General features: G+C 32.0%; 15 protein-coding genes and 2 tRNA genes. 13 read left to right on the top strand and 4 right to left on the bottom strand.

The annotated features are described in order from the left end of the window. Nucleotides 1-4: 4 nt before the first annotated feature. The 3 genes from JOP69_RS08835 to JOP69_RS08825 form a co-directional block, all read right to left on the bottom strand. A complete protein-coding gene (locus JOP69_RS08835; protein ID WP_203394124.1) occupies nt 5-355 on the bottom strand; it encodes a P-II family nitrogen regulator in 351 nt (116 codons plus the stop codon). Nucleotides 356-481: 126 nt separating this feature from the next. Then, nucleotides 482-1,771, bottom strand: a complete 1,290-nt coding sequence (locus tag JOP69_RS08830) for an ammonium transporter (RefSeq protein WP_203394123.1) — start codon at nt 1,769-1,771, stop codon at nt 482-484. 61 nt (nt 1,772-1,832) lie between these two features. Further along, complete coding sequence (locus JOP69_RS08825) at nt 1,833-2,825, bottom strand: outer membrane beta-barrel protein (protein WP_203394122.1); 993 nt, start codon at nt 2,823-2,825, stop codon at nt 1,833-1,835. Between the two features lie 274 nt (nt 2,826-3,099). Between JOP69_RS08825 and JOP69_RS08820 the strand changes: the two genes are divergently transcribed. Beyond that, entirely contained in the window at nt 3,100-3,882 is a 783-nt protein-coding gene (locus tag JOP69_RS08820; protein ID WP_203394121.1) for a tRNA pseudouridine(38-40) synthase TruA, read from the top strand. Nucleotides 3,883-4,491: 609 nt separating this feature from the next. Here JOP69_RS08820 and JOP69_RS08815 read toward each other — a convergent pair. Continuing rightward, nucleotides 4,492-5,634, bottom strand: coding sequence for an acyl-CoA dehydrogenase (locus JOP69_RS08815; protein WP_203394120.1), 1,143 nt, complete (start codon nt 5,632-5,634; stop codon nt 4,492-4,494). A 92-nt stretch (nt 5,635-5,726) separates the two neighbouring features. Here JOP69_RS08815 and JOP69_RS08810 point away from each other — a divergent pair, with 92 nt between their 5' ends. From JOP69_RS08810 to JOP69_RS08755, 12 genes are all read left to right on the top strand, one after another. After that, entirely contained in the window at nt 5,727-6,791 is a 1,065-nt protein-coding gene (locus JOP69_RS08810) for an anhydro-N-acetylmuramic acid kinase (RefSeq protein WP_203394119.1), read from the top strand. A gap of 749 nt (nt 6,792-7,540) precedes the next feature. Next, a complete protein-coding gene (gene nhaD, locus JOP69_RS08805; RefSeq protein WP_203394118.1) occupies nt 7,541-8,908 on the top strand; it encodes a sodium:proton antiporter NhaD in 1,368 nt (455 codons plus the stop codon). A 148-nt stretch (nt 8,909-9,056) separates the two neighbouring features. Beyond that, complete coding sequence (locus JOP69_RS08800; protein ID WP_203394117.1) at nt 9,057-9,746, top strand: MotA/TolQ/ExbB proton channel family protein; 690 nt, start codon at nt 9,057-9,059, stop codon at nt 9,744-9,746. Between the two features lie 19 nt (nt 9,747-9,765). Continuing rightward, the gene (locus JOP69_RS08795; protein ID WP_203394116.1) at nt 9,766-10,158 is read left to right on the top strand and encodes a biopolymer transporter ExbD; all 393 of its coding nucleotides are present in this window, start codon (nt 9,766-9,768) and stop codon (nt 10,156-10,158) included. Nucleotides 10,159-10,202: 44 nt separating this feature from the next. Beyond that, the gene (locus tag JOP69_RS08790; protein ID WP_203394115.1) at nt 10,203-11,066 is read left to right on the top strand and encodes an energy transducer TonB; all 864 of its coding nucleotides are present in this window, start codon (nt 10,203-10,205) and stop codon (nt 11,064-11,066) included. 17 nt (nt 11,067-11,083) lie between these two features. Then, a complete protein-coding gene (locus JOP69_RS08785; protein ID WP_203394114.1) occupies nt 11,084-12,292 on the top strand; it encodes a folylpolyglutamate synthase/dihydrofolate synthase family protein in 1,209 nt (402 codons plus the stop codon). Nucleotides 12,293-12,351: 59 nt separating this feature from the next. Further along, nucleotides 12,352-12,429: transfer RNA gene (locus tag JOP69_RS08780), tRNA-Val, on the top strand. Between the two features lie 123 nt (nt 12,430-12,552). Continuing rightward, nucleotides 12,553-12,630, top strand: a tRNA-Val gene (locus JOP69_RS08775). A gap of 119 nt (nt 12,631-12,749) precedes the next feature. Further along, complete coding sequence (locus tag JOP69_RS08770) at nt 12,750-13,739, top strand: SDR family oxidoreductase (protein ID WP_203394113.1); 990 nt, start codon at nt 12,750-12,752, stop codon at nt 13,737-13,739. Continuing rightward, entirely contained in the window at nt 13,732-15,015 is a 1,284-nt protein-coding gene (locus JOP69_RS08765) for a nucleotide sugar dehydrogenase (protein WP_203394112.1), read from the top strand. Before JOP69_RS08770 ends, JOP69_RS08765 begins: the two co-directional genes overlap by 8 nt. A 3-nt stretch (nt 15,016-15,018) precedes the next feature. Further along, nucleotides 15,019-15,951, top strand: a complete 933-nt coding sequence (locus JOP69_RS08760) for a Gfo/Idh/MocA family protein (RefSeq protein WP_203394111.1) — start codon at nt 15,019-15,021, stop codon at nt 15,949-15,951. A 183-nt stretch (nt 15,952-16,134) separates the two neighbouring features. Beyond that, a complete protein-coding gene (locus tag JOP69_RS08755) occupies nt 16,135-16,566 on the top strand; it encodes an adenylyltransferase/cytidyltransferase family protein (RefSeq protein WP_203394110.1) in 432 nt (143 codons plus the stop codon). Nucleotides 16,567-16,662: the final 96 nt, after the last annotated feature.

The raw sequence follows: 16,662 nt of genomic DNA, 5'->3' as shown, positions 1-16,662 counted from the left end.
TTTTTTATTTAGATTTTTTCTTTAAAGTTTCACCGCCTTTTTCTCCTGTTCGTATTCTGTATACTTCGGTTATGTCTGATACGAAAATTTTACCATCACCAACATCTCCTGTAACAGCCGATTTAAGTAATGCATCTATGGTGATTTTTTCAAAATCATCATTTACTAATATTGATAAATGTCTACGTTGTATATCACTTGTACTGTAGCTTATGCCTCTGTACACGTGTCCTTCTTTTTCGTTACCTATACCGGTAACATCCCAATAAGAGAAAAAATTTACGTCAACTGCCTGTAATGCTTCTTTTACGGCACTGAATTTAGATTTTCTGATAATTGCTTCTATTTTTTTCATGATAAAATGAATTGTTAATTGTTAATTGTTTGTTTTTATTTATTTCATGTGAAAATCACACAACTTAGGTTAGTAAGTTATGTGATTTTTTTTTAAAAAGAATAATAACTAAACTTTTTTGATATTTTATTTATCGTCAAATTCTCTTTGTCTTACACCAGGGTAAGCAATAGAACCATGTTCGTGTACGTCTAATCCTTCGATTTCTATTTCTTTAGAAACACGTAATCCCATAGTCTTTTTTAAGATTGTAAAGACAATAAATGATAAACTGATAGACCATACTGCGTATGCTAAAACTCCAGTTGCTTGCACACCTAGTTGAGATGCTCCTCCACCATTAAATAATCCAATAGCAGTATCTCCATCTACACCCCATAAACCAATAGCTAAAGTACCAAAAGCACCTGCTACTCCGTGTACAGACGCTGCACCAACGGCATCATCAATTTTTAATTTCTTTTCAATAAATTCAATAGAGAATACTACTAAAATACCTCCTATTAATCCGGTTAAAACAGCTCCTTCAGTAGTCATGTTTCCACAACCTGCAGTAATACTTACTAAACCAGCTAATGTTCCGTTTAATGTTTGTCCTAAGTTTGGTTTACCATACCAGATCCAAGTTGTAATTAAAGCTCCAAGTCCACCAGCAGCAGCTGCTAAATTTGTAACTAAAACAGCACTTGAAGCTGCGATAGAATCGGCTCCACCCCAAGCTAGTTGAGATCCACCGTTAAAACCAAACCATCCAAACCAAAGGATAAAAACCCCTAAAGTTGCTAATACTTGGTTATGACCAGCGATCGGTAAAACTTTACCGTCAACATATTTTCCAATTCTAGGTCCTACCATAAATGCACCAACTAAAGCAGCCCATCCACCAACAGAGTGTACAATAGAAGATCCAGCAAAGTCGATGAAACCTAATTTGGTTAACCATCCTTCACCTTGCCATTGCCATCCACCTGCAATTGGGTAAATAATTGCTGTCATTACAATAGAGAAAATAATATATGTTGTATATTTTGTTCTTCCTGCTATTGCTCCAGATACAATTGTTGCAGCGGTTGCAGCAAACATGGTTTGGAAAAATAAATCTGCTCCATCACCTTTAAATAAGCCGCCCCAGAAAAACCATCCATTAGAAGTGTCTCCGTACATTAACGAATAACCTACTAACCAAAAAATTAAAGACCCTACACAAATATCTAGTAAGTTTTTCATTGCAATGTTAACTGCATTTTTAGATCTTGTCATACCAGATTCTACTAAGGTGAATCCTGCTTGCATTAAGAATACTAAGATACCTGCAATCAGCATCCATAGCATTCCCATATCTCCATTTATTTGTTCAACAGCTGCTGTAACTTCTGTTGCTGGAGTATCTTGAAATAATGTTAAAAATAAACTCATGTATATAAAGTTTTAGTTAGTACTAATGTTTTGTTTCTCTTTTCTTGTTTCTTTCTTTTTCTTAGAAAGAGTATACTGCAGCTATTGTTAATGTAGATACACTTTTTTCAGTTGGAAAAGCTTCGATAATATAATCATCAGAATTGTCAAATCTTAAATCTGTGATTAATTTTAAGTTGTCAGTTAAAGATGTGTTAGCTGTTAATGTAAATGCAGTTACAGAAGCATCAGAAGATCCGTTTGCTTGAAAAAATTCAGGTCTTAAACCTAAAGCAAAAGTATCTGAAAAAGAATTTTGTAAGTATAATGCAACACCTTGGTAACCAGCATCAGCATCCGATGAGTTTGCGTAAGCAGCATTTATACCTAAGAAAAAAGTGTCAGATAAATCAAAGCCTCCTGTGTAATCAATAAAAATGTTGTCAGTAATACCACTTCCATCAACTCCTCCGTAGATTAAATTTAAATATTGACCTTTGTAACCTACTTGACCACCAATTTGCATTTCACCACTTGTATTACCGTCTGAACTAGATATACCGTGTGAATTTGTAAGTGCTAACATAAAAGATAAATCTTCTGAAGCAGCATAATCCATTTTTATACCTGTATGAGAGAAAGGACCTGCGTTAAATAAATAAGAAACTGTGTAGTTGAAGTTTACTGAAGGATTGATAACTTCATATCCTAAAAAAGTATTAAACTGTCCTGCTGTAAAAGTTACTTTATCATTTAAATTATAGTAAGCATATAATTGATTGATTGCACCTGCCATGTTAGCATCGTCTGCTCTTGGTCCAAAAGCAATATCTGCTACAACACCCGCTTTTCCTTTTTCGTAAGCAAAAACTGTATTAGCAGAACCTAATCCAAATCCGTTTGCGTTTTCTGGAGCTGCAATTAATATTCCAGGAGTTCCTGATCCGTCTGCAAAATTAGCAGTACCATATACATCTACTGTTCCGCTTAATGTAAAAGTTCCTTTTTCGTCTTTTTCTTGAGCTGTAGCTATTAAGCTAGTTGCTAATAATAATGTAAAAATTACTTTTTTCATAATGTTTGTTCTTTTAGTGTTTAATGATTTTATATTAATTGAACTGGGTCAAAAGTAAATATTAAATTGAAACTGGCAAGGGGTGTATTTTTAAAAACAGCCTTTTTAAAAGGTAAACCCTCAAAAAAATAGGGTTTAATTTAAGATTAATTCATTTTTTAGTTTTTGAAGGGTGCAAAATGGTGGGTATGTAAAAATGGGTATCGTAATTTTAGGATATCCATAAAAATGCACCTTTTGTAAAAAAAAATGTAATTATTGTACATTTGCACCTATGAAATATTCATTTTCTTATATAGTTAGGTTACAATTTCTCGGTTTTCGGTTTTCTGGATGGCAAAAACAAACAAATGCTAAAACATTGCATGATATGGTAGATAAAACCTTGTCTTTTGTTTTTGAGGATGTTCACTATAAAACGATTGGAGTAGGTAGAACAGATGCTAAGGTTTCTGCAAATACGTACTATATTCAAATGTTTACAGATGTGTTGGTTGATGAAGATTCTTTTATAGATTCTTTAAATGCTAATTTTTCGCCAGATTTTAAAGCAATTTCTATACAACAGGTAGAAAGAGGTTTTAATGTTATTAATTCACCAAAGATTAAAGAGTATCATTATTATTTTTCTTTTGGAGAGAAGAATCACCCTTTTGCTGCGCCTTTTATTGTAAATGTTGATGAAATACTTGGTTTAGAAACCATGCAGCAAGCAGCGAAGTTGTTTAAGGGTGAACATTATTTTCATAAGTATTGTACCAGACCTTCAGAGAAAACTATTTTTAAACGAATCATTGATTCTTGCGAAATTGTAGAAAATAATATTTTAACGGCTAATTTTTTTCCAGAGAAGTCCTATATATTAAAAGTGAGGGGGAAAGGTTTTTTACGATATCAGATTCGATTGATGATGGCAACTTTATTTGAAGTTGGTAAAGGAAATCTAGATTTGCAGTTTATTGAAGCTTCTTTAAAAGAAGATAACGATAGAAAGTATATGAGAAACAATGCGCCATCTTCTGGTTTGCAATTGTATGATATTGAGTTGGATTTATAAACAATATGGTAACATGGAGCATAAACTTTTGTTTGTTTTGTTGAATTGACTTATTTCTCTGGTTTGGAATTGTATGATTTTGGGTTAAAAGTTTAAACCATATAGCAACATAGAAAGCATAGTTTTTTTTGAATTGGTACAGACTTTAGTCTGTGTTATAGTTAATGAGGTAGAAAATGGCTTTAGCCGAACTGTAGAGATTTTAAATCTTTTTGAGGGGTGACTTAAGAGTTAAATACATTTTAAAAGAAAGTAATTAGCTGTTAATAAAAGGGAAACATCAAAAAGATGGATTAAATTCGTTTTTTTTTATATAAAATGGAACTATAGCTAAGGCTATGATTGGGTTTTCTATTTTATATTAAAAAAAAAATAAAATTTATCATCAATCATTATAAAATTTATTTGGTATCAGTGGGCTTGCGTGAGCGATTGATACCTTTCGACTGCGCTCAAGACAGGCTTTATCCTTTTTGCTTTTTATGCAAAAAGATATAGTGGAAAGCGCGGTTTTTGTTTTTTACCAAAATACGTCCAAAAAAAATCCTACAAGGTGTTAGAAACCTTGCAGGAAAGATGAGTTTTTATACCTTATATATAAGGAGTGTATTATCCTTTGATGATTCCGCGTGAAATTACTATTTTTTGAATCTCTGAAGTGCCTTCGTAGATTTGTGTAATTTTTGCATCTCGCATTAAGCGTTCTACGTGGTAATCTTTCACAAAACCGTTTCCTCCATGAATTTGCACTGCTTCTACAGTGTGTTCCATGGCAACCTTGCTTGCATAGAGTTTAGCCATTGCGCTAGACATGTCGTAATTGTTACCTTGGTCTTTGTCCCATGCGGCTTTTGTTACTAGCATTCTTGCTGCTTCTATTTCTGTATGCATGTCTGCTAATTTAAACGCAATTGCTTGATGATTGCAAATCTCGGTACCAAATGCTTTACGTTGTTTGGCGTATTTTAAAGCCAATTCATAAGCGCCTGCTGCAATACCTAAAGCTTGTGCGGCAATACCTATTCTTCCGCCAGAAAGTGTTTTCATGGCAAACTTAAACCCAAAACCATCTTCTCCAATTCTATTTTCTTTGGGCACTTTTACATCGTTAAATTGTAATGTATGGGTGTCTGAACCTCTAATTCCTAATTTATCTTCTTTTGGGCCTACGTGAAAACCTTCAGTTCCTTTTTCTACGATAAAAGCATTGATACCTCTGTGACCTTTTTCTCTATGTGTTTGTGCAATTACCAAATAAACGTCTGCACGTCCACCGCTGGTAATCCAGTTTTTAGTACCGTTAATTATATAATGGTCTCCTTTGTCTTCTGCAGTAGTTGCTTGCGATGTTGCGTCAGAGCCTGCTTCTGGCTCGCTTAAACAGAAAGCGCCTATATATTCTCCTGTTGCTAATTTGGTTAAATATTTTTGTTTTTGCTCTTCAGATGCGTAGGATTCTAATCCGTAACAAACTAAAGAGTTATTTACAGAAACAATAACAGAGGCGGAAGCATCAATTTTAGAAAGTTCTTCCATAATTAGTATGTAAGAGATAGTATCCATTCCACTTCCTCCGTATTTTGGGTCTACCATAATGCCTAAAAAGCCTAAATCTCCCATTTTTTTTACTAATTCATTTGGGAATTCTTGCTTATTGTCTCTTTCTATAACTCCAGGTAGTAATTCTGTTTGCGCAAAGTCTCTTGCAGCATCGCGAATCATGATGTGTTCTTCTGTTAAACTAAAATCCATCTGTATATGTATTTGTTATATTCGTAAAATTTGAACTCAAAGATATCGATTTCGTAACATATTATCAATAGAGTTTTGTTAATTTTACAGATATGAATAAAAGTGAAGTTTTTGCGATTGGTTTAATGTCTGGGACGTCTTTAGATGGAATAGATTTGGTGTATGTTAAGTTTGATAAAAATAACTATCAAGAATTCGATATTTTACACTCGGAGACAGTTTCGTATTCGAAAAAATGGAAGTCAACTTTACAGGAAGCTATCCATTTTTCTTCGGATGTTTTAAAAGAGTTGAATCTTAATTATGGTATTCTATTAGGAGAAGTGATTAATGATTTTATTGATAAATTTCAGATTCAAAACATCGATTTTATTGCATCTCATGGTCATACGGTTTTACATCAACCACATAATAGCATTACGCTTCAGGTGGGAGATGGCCAAACAATTGCAAATAGTACACATCAAAAAGTTATTTGCGATTTTAGAACACAAGATGTTAAGTTGGGCGGGCAAGGAGCGCCTTTAGTACCAATTGGAGATGAATTGTTGTTTGCAGATTACGATTACTGTTTAAATTTGGGAGGTTTTTCTAATATTTCCTACAATAAGGAAGGAAAAAGAATTGCGTATGATATTTGTCCGGTAAATATTGTTTTAAACAAGTATGCGAAAGAATTGGGTTTTGAGTATGATGATAAAGGGCAAATTGCAGCGAACGGAACTTCTTTAATACAATTAGAAGCAGATTTAAGGGCGTTGGATTATTATCAACAAAAACCTCCAAAATCTTTAGGGTTAGAATGGGTTCAAAAAGAAATTTTTCCAAGATTGGAATCGTCAAAAAGAAAACCAGAAGATTTATTGAGAACATTTACAGATCATATTGCATGGGCAATTGCAAAAGTATTGCCTAAAAATGCGAAGGTTTTGGTTACAGGTGGCGGTGCTTTTAATGCGTATTTAATTTGCGAGATACAACGACAGAAAAAGGTGAACCTTGTTATTCCAGATCATAAGTTAATCAACTTTAAAGAAGCGCTTATTTTTGCTTTTTTGGGCTTGTTAAGAAATGAAGATAAGATAAATTGTTTAAGTTCTGTAACTGGTGCGAGTAGAGATCATTCGTCTGGCGATATTTTTTATCCGAAGTTTTAGTTTTTAGGTTTTATTAGAATGTTTGATTTCTGTAAAAAAGGAATTAGAATTTGAATAAATTCTTTTAGAATAAAAAAAATTTGAACACTCATTTTTTTACTGTAAGTTTGTAAGGTATCAACTAAAATAATAATATTATATTTTTTTTAAAATGAATCAACTTTAACTTTTTTCCTTTGGGCAATTTTTATTGGAAAATTAAAATTACCTAAAAAGCAAAAAGGAAATTTAATTTATTTAAAAATTTTAGATGAAATAATTTAAGGTATAGAGTGATAAAAGTCATAAAAAACAGCAATTATTTTTCTGATATTTCGGAAAATTTTATGGTAGTATATAAGTGACTTTAAAAGTAACTTCTTTCGGAGCAAATGTGTCTTTTGTTTCTAAAGATTTTTTTTTAATCTATTATGTAAGACACAAGTAAAGAGTAAGTAGAACTCTATATTTTATTTCTGGTTGTAAAATGGTAATAGTTTTTGCTTGTTTTATGAAAGGAATTGTAAGAATAATAGGTGAAGTTATTTTAAAAAATATTTAATACCATAAAAAAAGTACTTTAAAGAATGTTTGTTAAAAGTGTATTAAAAACTAAAATAAGTGAAACAGCGTTTGAGATAGCGCTAAAAGAATAAATGTAAATTAAAAGGAATCAGTTTAGATTAAGTTTTTTTAATGCCTAATTTTAATTGATATTTGTAAACAGGCATTTTCTAAGCCAAAAAAGTAATGTAAAACAAAAGTAAATTATGGAAACTCTTATTATTTTAATTTTTATAGTTGGTTATTTAGCTATTGCGTTAGAGCACAATTTAAAGCTAGATAAACTAATACCAGCATTGGCAATGATGGCAATTCTTTGGGCGTTAGTAGCATTTGGTATAGATGCTTTTCCTAATTGGTTTGATTCTAGTGCGCATAAATTAATAGAAGGGTTTGCTAATTTTACTGGTGAAGAAAAACATCATTTATTAGAAGAAACTTTATTACATCATTTAGGTAAAACGGCAGAAATACTATTCTTTTTATTAGGTGCAATGACAATTGTAGAAATGATAGACTATTTTGATGGTTTTGCAACTTTTAAAGGGTATATAAAAACTAAAAAGAAGAAAACACTTTTATGGATTTTTGTTGGTTTAGCATTTTTCTTGTCAGCGGTTATAGATAACTTAACAGCTACAATTGTATTGATTTCGATACTTCAAAAAATTATAAAAGACAGAAATACACGTTTATGGTTTGCTGGTTTAATTATTATTTCGGCGAATGCAGGTGGGGCGTTTTCTCCTATTGGAGATGTTACAACTACCATGTTATGGATTGGTGGTAAAGTAACCGCAGATAAATTAATAGAACATTTACTAATACCATCTATTTTATGTGCTGTAATTCCAACGATTATAGCTTCTAGAAAAAAAGTATTTCAGGGTGAAATTGATGTGGAGCTTGATGCGGATAAAGAAGAAGTTAATGAGTATTCTGCAAGAATGTTATATATTGGATTGGCAGCTATTTTGTTTGTTCCTTTTTTTAAAACCATTACGCATTTACCGCCTTATGTGGGTATGATGCTTTCTCTTTCTGTGGTCGGAATTTTTGCTGAAATTTATAGTAGATCAAAATTCAGTGTTTCTCATGTTATTGATGAAAGTGGCGACGATTCAGAAGGGTTTCATAGTCCGGTACATTCGTCCTTATCAAAAATTGAAATGCCAAGTGTTTTGTTTTTCTTCGGAATTTTAATGGCAGTCGCTGCCTTAGAATCTTTAGGTTTGTTATTTATTGGGTCAGAAGCTTTGGCAGAAATTATACCTAATGAAGACATTGTAGTGATGTTATTAGGATTTGGTTCTGCGGTGGTAGATAATGTGCCATTGGTAGCAGCAAGTATGGGTATGTTTCAAGATCCACAAAATGCACCAGTTTGGCATTTTATTGCTTTTTCTGCAGGTACAGGAGGAAGTATGTTGATTATTGGTTCTGCAGCAGGTGTGGTTGCAATGGGAATGGAAAAAATAAACTTTATGTGGTATTTAAAAAATATTGCTTGGTTAGCTGCTATTGGTTTTTTAATAGGTTGTGCGGTTTTTGTAGCTACAGAAAACTTGTTTTAGTGGTTAAATAATAAATATAAAAATGTCATTTTGAGTTTTTTCTTAAAATGGCATTTTTTTTGATATAAAATTATGCCAATTCTTTTTGGTTGAAACAATTTAAAAAAAGAATGGTCGTTACTTAATTAGAACTTAAAAATAGAATAAAATGTTGTCATTTTTTCAAGAGAATAAAGAGGTTTTAGAAGGAGTTGTTTCAGAAGAAAAAACACTCTCTATCTATAAATTAATTATGGATGGTGGTTTAGGCGGGCAAATAATTATAGCGTTGCTTTTTGTGTTGTTAGCAGTGGGTTTGTATATTTATTTTGAGCGTTTCTTTGCTATAAAAGCAGCATCGAAAATAGATGAAAACTTTATGAATCAAATTAAAGATTTTGTTTCAAACGGAAAATTAGAAGCTGCAGATGCTTTGTGTAAAAGTAAAAATACCCCAACTGCAAGATTAATTAGTAAAGGAATCTCTAGAATAGGGAAACCTTTAGATGATATAAATACGGCAATTGAAACCGCAGGAAAGTTAGAGGTTTATCAACTAGAAAAAAACGTGAGTGTTTTAGCAACGATTGCTGGTGCAGCACCTATGATTGGTTTTTTAGGAACTGTAATTGGTATGATTGTAGCAATTCATGAAATTGCAAATGCAGGTGGTCAAATAGATATAAAGCTACTTTCAGATGGTTTGTATACAGCAATGACAACTACGGTTGCTGGTTTAATTGTAGGTATTATTGCATACGTAACCTATAATCATTTAGTAGTAAGAACTGATAAAGTAATTTATCAAATGGAAGCAAAATCTGTTGAGTTTTTAGATTTATTAAACGAACCAGTATAAAGAATTCAAAATTATTTGTATGAATTTACGTGGAAGAAATAAAGTAGATCCAACATTCAATATGTCGTCAATGACAGATATTGTTTTTTTATTGTTGATATTTTTCATGCTAACATCAACCTTAGTAACGGTTAGTGCTATTGATGTTTTATTACCAAAAGCAGGAGGTAAAACAGAAAATAATAAATCGGTAGCAGTATCAATAACAAATGAATCCTTATTTTATATTGATAAAACAAAAGTGAGTGCATCTCGTTTAGAAAGTGAAATACTGAAAAGTGTTGGAGCAGATAAAAAGAAAACCATTATTATAAGAGGTGATAAAGATGCGCCTTACAAAAATGTGATGAAAGTAATTGATATCGCAAATAAGAATAAACTGAAAATGATTTTAGCTGTAAAAGGCAAATAAGTTTCTTATCGGAATTTAAAATTTCTTTAGTAGAATATATAAGAATGCAAATCTTAAACACAACATATAAGCGTAAATCAGCTGTAATTACAGCGGTTATTCTGATGCTTTTAATCTTCGGGATTTTTAATTACGGAATGCATTATTTAGATCCTCCAGAAGAATATGGAGTTGCTATAAACTTTGGAACATCAGAAGTTGGAAGTGGAGTGCCTGTTGAAAATACAAAGAAAATTGCTGCACCAAAAGTAGTAGAAGAGCAAAAGGTTGTTGAAGAAGAAGTTGTAAAAGAAACGCCTAAAGAAATTGTTAAAGAAGATATTATTACAGAAGAGACTACGAAAGAGGTGCCTGTAGTAGAAAAAGTTAAAGAAGTAAAGAAAGAGCCCGTTAAAAAGGTTGTAGAAAAGAAAAAAGAAGTTAAGGAAGTTGTTAAAAAAGAAGTTCCTAAAGAAAAACCAAAACCTAAACCATCAAAAGCAAACCAAGACGCTTTAAATAGTTTATTAAACGGAAATTCTTCTGACGGAAAACCTCAAGGAGAAGGAGATGATGATAAGCCAGGTGTAAAAGGAAAAGAAAATGGAGATCCGACTTCTTCTAAATACTATGGAAATACAGGCAGTGGTGATGGAGATGGTTATGATTTGAAGGGTAGAAAAGCGCTTTCTAAACCCAAAGTACAACCAGATTGTCAAGAAGAAGGTACTGTTGTGGTGCAAATTCAAGTAGATAAAAATGGGAAAGTAGTTTTTGCAAAACCAGGCTATAAAGGGAGTACAAATACAGCTTCTTGTTTACTAAAAGCAGCAAAAGAAGCGGCGTTAAGAACAAAATGGAATTCTGATGAAAAAGCGCCTGCAAATCAGGTAGGAACTATTATTTATAAATTTTCTTTGTCTAAATAATCACGTATTTTTGTCGTATGAATTATCAACAAACATTAGATTGGATGTTTGCACAATTACCGATGTACCAAAGAGAAGGTAAAACAGCATTCAAAAAAGATTTAACCAATACTTTAGCGCTTTCAGAAGAATTGGGTTTTCCAGAAAAAAAGTTTAAATCAATTCATGTTGGTGGTACCAACGGAAAAGGTTCTACCAGTCATATGTTAGCTTCAATTTTACAAGAAGCGGGTTATAAAGTTGGGTTGTATACATCTCCTCACTTAAAAAATTTTACAGAAAGAATTAGAATTAATGGAGCTGAAATTCCAGAAACAAAGGTTTCATCTTTTATCAAACAACATAAAAATTTTTTAGAAAAACAAAAGCTGTCTTTTTTTGAAATGACGGTAGGTTTGGCTTTTGATTATTTTGCAGAAGAAAAAGTAGACATTGCTATTATTGAAGTCGGTTTAGGAGGAAGATTAGATTCTACCAACATAATTACACCAGAAGTTTCTGTAATTACAAATATCAGTTTAGATCATACGCAGTTTTTAGGAGAAACCTTACCTGAAATTGCTTTTGAGAAAGCAGGGATTATTAAGAATAATATTCCTGTTGTAATCGGAGAAGAGCAAGTAGAGGTTAAAGGGGTTTTTATCGCGAAAGCGGAAGAATGCAAAGCGCCTATTTCTTTTGCTTCGGATGATGATAAAAGTTACCAAACAGATATGTTGGGAGATTATCAAAAGAAAAATACCAAAACAGCTGTAGCGGCAATTAAAAAATTAACGGGCTTTAAAATAGCAACAAAAAACATAGAAATAGGATTGCTGAATGTAGTAAACAATACAAACCTTAAAGGTAGGTGGCAAGTTTTACAAGAGCAACCAAAAGTAATTTGCGATACTGCTCATAATAAAGATGGTTTAAGTATTGTGTTGCAACAATTAGAAACAGTACCATTTAAAAAGATTTATTTTGTTTTAGGAGTTGTTTCTGATAAGAAATTAGAAGAGGTTTTACCACTATTTCCAAAAGAGGCATCTTATTATTTTTGCAAACCCAATATTCCAAGAGGTATGTCTGAAGCAATTTTACAAGAAAAAGCAAAAGAGTTTGGTTTGCTTGGGGAAAAATATTCTTCAGTAAAAGAAGCTTTTGATGCTGCGTTACTTTTTGCAAATCAGGAAGATATCATTTATGTAGGAGGAAGTACTTTTGTTGTAGCAGAAATTATCTAAAGAAAATTTCATTTTTACTTGGTAGAACTAAAATAAGTGTTATATTTGCAACCGCTTTAGGGCAATTAGCTCAGTTGGTTCAGAGCATCTCGTTTACACCGAGAGGGTCGGGGGTTCGAATCCCTCATTGCCCACCAAAGTAAAATCCTTCACAATTTTGTGAAGGATTTTTTGTTTTAGATCTTTTTTAATTTAAAAATAAAATTATTTATGTTTTTATTTGGTATATCTAAAAAAGATTATATATTTGCAGCCGCTTAGGGCAATTAGCTCAGTTGGTTCAGAGCATCTCGTTTACACCGAGAGGGTCGGGGGTTCGAATCCCTCATTGCCCACCAAAGTAAAAATCCTTCACATTTTGTGAAGGATTTTTTGTTTTTAATGGTTTTTGGTAAAGAGGCCAATGATTCTTTTATTATATTTGTTTCTTTAAAAAAATACCTAAAATTATTTCTTAATGGATATTAAATTGTCGGGAAAAAAGGTTCTTGTTACAGGAGGTGCTGGTTTTATCGGTTCTAATCTGTGTGAGGCTTTACTCGCAAAAAAAAATACAGTAATCTGTTTAGATAATTTCTCTACAGGTAAAAGAGAAAATATTGCCGCGCTTATAGATAATACGAACTTTACATTAATAGAAGGAGATATAAGAAATCTAGAAGATTGTATGTTGGCCGCTTCTGGTGTAGATTATATTTTGCATCAAGCTGCATTAGGTTCTGTGCCAAGATCTATTAAAGATCCTATTACAACAAATGATGTAAATGTTGCGGGTTTTCTTAATATGTTAGTAGCAGCAAGAGACAGCAATGTAAAAAGATTTGTATATGCTGCGAGTTCTTCTACGTATGGCGATTCTGAATCGTTACCTAAAGTAGAAGATGTAATCGGTAAACCGTTATCACCCTACGCAGTAACTAAATATGTAAATGAATTGTATGCAGATGTTTTTGGGAAAACGTATGGTTTAGAAACAATTGGTTTAAGGTATTTTAATGTTTTTGGTAGAAAGCAAGATGCAAATGGAGCGTATGCAGCTGTAATTCCTAAATTTGTAAATCAATTTATGAGTTTAGAGTCTCCTGTGGTTAATGGAGATGGAACTTATTCTAGAGATTTTACCTATATCGATAATGTGATTCAAGCAAATTTGTTGAGTCTAATTGCAGATAAAGAAGCGGCAAATGAAATATATAATGTAGCTTTTGGAGATCGAAATACCTTAGTAGATTTGTGTGATTATTTAAAGGAGTATTTGTCGAAATACAATTCCAAAATTAATGATGTATCCGTAGTTTTTGGGCCAAATAGAATTGGAGACATTCCACATTCTCATGCAGATATATCAAAGGCTAGAAAGTTATTAAATTATAATCCGGAGTTTTCATTAAAAGAAGGGTTAAAGGAGTCTATAAATTGGTATTGGAAAAACTTAAAGAATGAGTAAAATTAAAATAGGTATTATTGGTTTAGGATATGTGGGTTTGCCATTAGCAAGACTTTTTGCAACAAAGTATGCTGTTGTTGGTTTTGATATCAATCAGCCTAGAATAGAAGAATTAAAATTAGGACAAGACAAAACTAGAGAGGTTTCTAAAGATTTATTACTAGATGTAATAGTTGAAGAGAATTCTGGAGAAAAAGGATTGTTTTTTGCATCTAATTTAGAAGAGTTAAAAGATTGTAATTATTTTGTAATTACAGTGCCTACGCCAGTAGATAAAAATAACAGACCCGTTTTAACTCCTTTAATAAAGGCAAGCGAAACCGTTGGTAGTGTTATTAAAAAAGGAGATATCGTAATTTATGAATCTACGGTTTATCCTGGAGCTACAGAAGAAGATTGTGTGCCTATTTTAGAAAGAGTTTCAGGTTTAACATTTAATAAAGACTTTTTTGTAGGGTATTCTCCGGAAAGAATTAATCCAGGTGATAAAAAACATACCGTAGAAAAAATATTAAAAGTTACTTCTGGTTCAACCAAAGAAGTAGGAGAAAAAGTGAATAACTTGTATGCATCTGTAATTATTGCAGGGACTCATTTGGCTCCTACAATTAAAGTTGCTGAAGCTGCAAAAGTGATTGAAAATTCTCAAAGAGATATCAATATTGCCTTTGTAAATGAATTGGCTAAGATATTTGGGTTGATGGGTATCAATACGCAAGATGTTTTAGAAGCTGCGGGAACAAAATGGAATTTTTTACCATTTAAACCAGGTTTGGTTGGTGGGCATTGTATTGGAGTAGATCCTTATTATTTGGCTCAAAAAGCACAGGAATATGGGTATCATCCAGAAATTATTTTGGCAGGTAGGCGTGTAAATGATGGTATGGGCAAATATGTAGCTTCTGAAGTTGCTAAATTGATGATTCAGCGTGATATTGAAGTAAAAGGAGCTGAAATATTGGTTTTAGGAATTACTTTTAAAGAGAACTGTCCGGATGTTAGAAACACAAAAGCGGTAGATCTTATTTATGAGTTACAAGAATATGGAGCAAACGTAACCATTTTTGATCCATATGCAAATGCAAACGAAGTTCAAAAAGAATACCAGTTAGATTCGAGTACCGTTTTACCTAAAAAGAAATTCGATGCCGTTATTTTAGTGGTAGCGCATAAAGAATTTCAAGACTTGAATTTTGTAGAAATTAAAAAAGAAAAATCAATTGTATATGATGTTAAGAATTTTTTAGATTCTAAGCATGTAGATAAATCACTATAAAAAATGAAGAATTTTGCATTAATAGGTGCTGCAGGGTACATTGCGCCAAGACATTTAAGAGCTATTAAGGATACTAATAACCAACTAATAGCAGCTTTAGATAAGTTTGATAGTGTTGGGGTTATGGATAGTTTTTTTCCGAAAGCAGATTTTTTTGTGGAGTTTGAAAGATTTGATCGTCATATAGAAAAACTGAAAAGAGGAGGCACTCATTTGGATTATGTAAGTATTTGTACGCCAAATTATTTACACGATTCTCATATTAGAATGGCTTTAAGAAGAGGTGCGGACGCTATCTGTGAGAAACCTTTAGTTTTAAATCCTTGGAATATTGATGCTTTAAAGGATATCGAAAAAGAATCTGGTCAGAAAATTAATACAATTCTACAATTAAGACTGCACCCAAGTATTATTGCCTTAAAAAACAAAGTAGCTTCAGAAAACAAAAATGGAAAATATGATGTAGATTTAACATACATAACTTCTAGAGGAAGATGGTATGATATTTCTTGGAAAGGAGATGAAAGTAAATCTGGAGGAATCGCTACAAATATAGGAGTTCATTTTTACGATATGCTTTCTTGGATTTTTGGAGAGGTTCAAGAGAATGTAGTTCATGTAAGAGAAAAAGATAAATCGGCTGGGTATTTAGAGTTTAAAAATGCTAGAGTACGCTGGTTTTTATCAATTAATGAAGAAGATTTACCTCAGGAAATAAAAGAAAAAGGACAAAGAACTTTTAGATCTATTACTATAGATACTGAAGAGTTAGAGTTTAGTGCAGGTTTTACAGATTTGCACACTATAAGTTATCAAGAAATATTAAAAGGAAATGGTTTTGGACTTAAAGATTCTGAGGATTCTATTAAGATTGTTCATAATATTAGAAATGCGTCGATTAGTAAACTAGGAGAAAAACACCTATTTGTTAAGTAATAGTTGTTTTTTTAGAGGCTTAAAAAAGGTTGATCTAATTAATGTTGTTGCTTTTGTTTTAGCGAGATTCTCTTGATTTTTTATTATTATTATTATAACTTTAGATAGGTTTGAGCGAAGCGTAGAAGGAACAGTGTCTTTGTTTATTAAAAATTTAATATATATTTGCTAAAAAAGAAATTTATGAAAGTAGGAATTACCTTTAGTTCTTTTGATTTATTTCATGCAGGTCATGTAAAAATGTTAGAAGAAGCTAAACTAGAATGTGATTATTTAATTTGTGGATTGCAAACAAATCCAACCTTAGATCGTCCAGAAAAAAATATGCCAGTGCAATCTGTCGTTGAAAGATACATTCAACTAAAAGGATGTAAGCATGTAGATGAGATTGTTCCTTATGCAACAGAACAAGATTTAGAAGATATTTTAAGATCTTTTAAAGTTGATGTTAGAATTATAGGGGATGAATATGCTAGTAAGCAATTTACAGGCAGAAAGTATTGTGAAGAAAAAGGTATTGACCTATACTTCAATAAAAGAGAACACCGTTTTTCTAGCAGTGGCTTACGTAAAGAAGTTCATGAAAAAGAGAATTTAAAAAAGAAAGAGAAATAAAGGGGCGTCTATAATAATCTATGAACACTTTGTTGTTTGTAGATTATTTTTAAGGAAACCACTTTTTTTCTATGGAAGAATTAATTACATATTAGT

It is taken from the genome of Polaribacter sp. Q13, assembly GCF_016858305.2.
Classification (GTDB): domain Bacteria; phylum Bacteroidota; class Bacteroidia; order Flavobacteriales; family Flavobacteriaceae; genus Polaribacter.
Note: the sequence above shows the minus strand (reverse complement) of the source record. Positions and strands in the feature narration are given on the sequence as shown.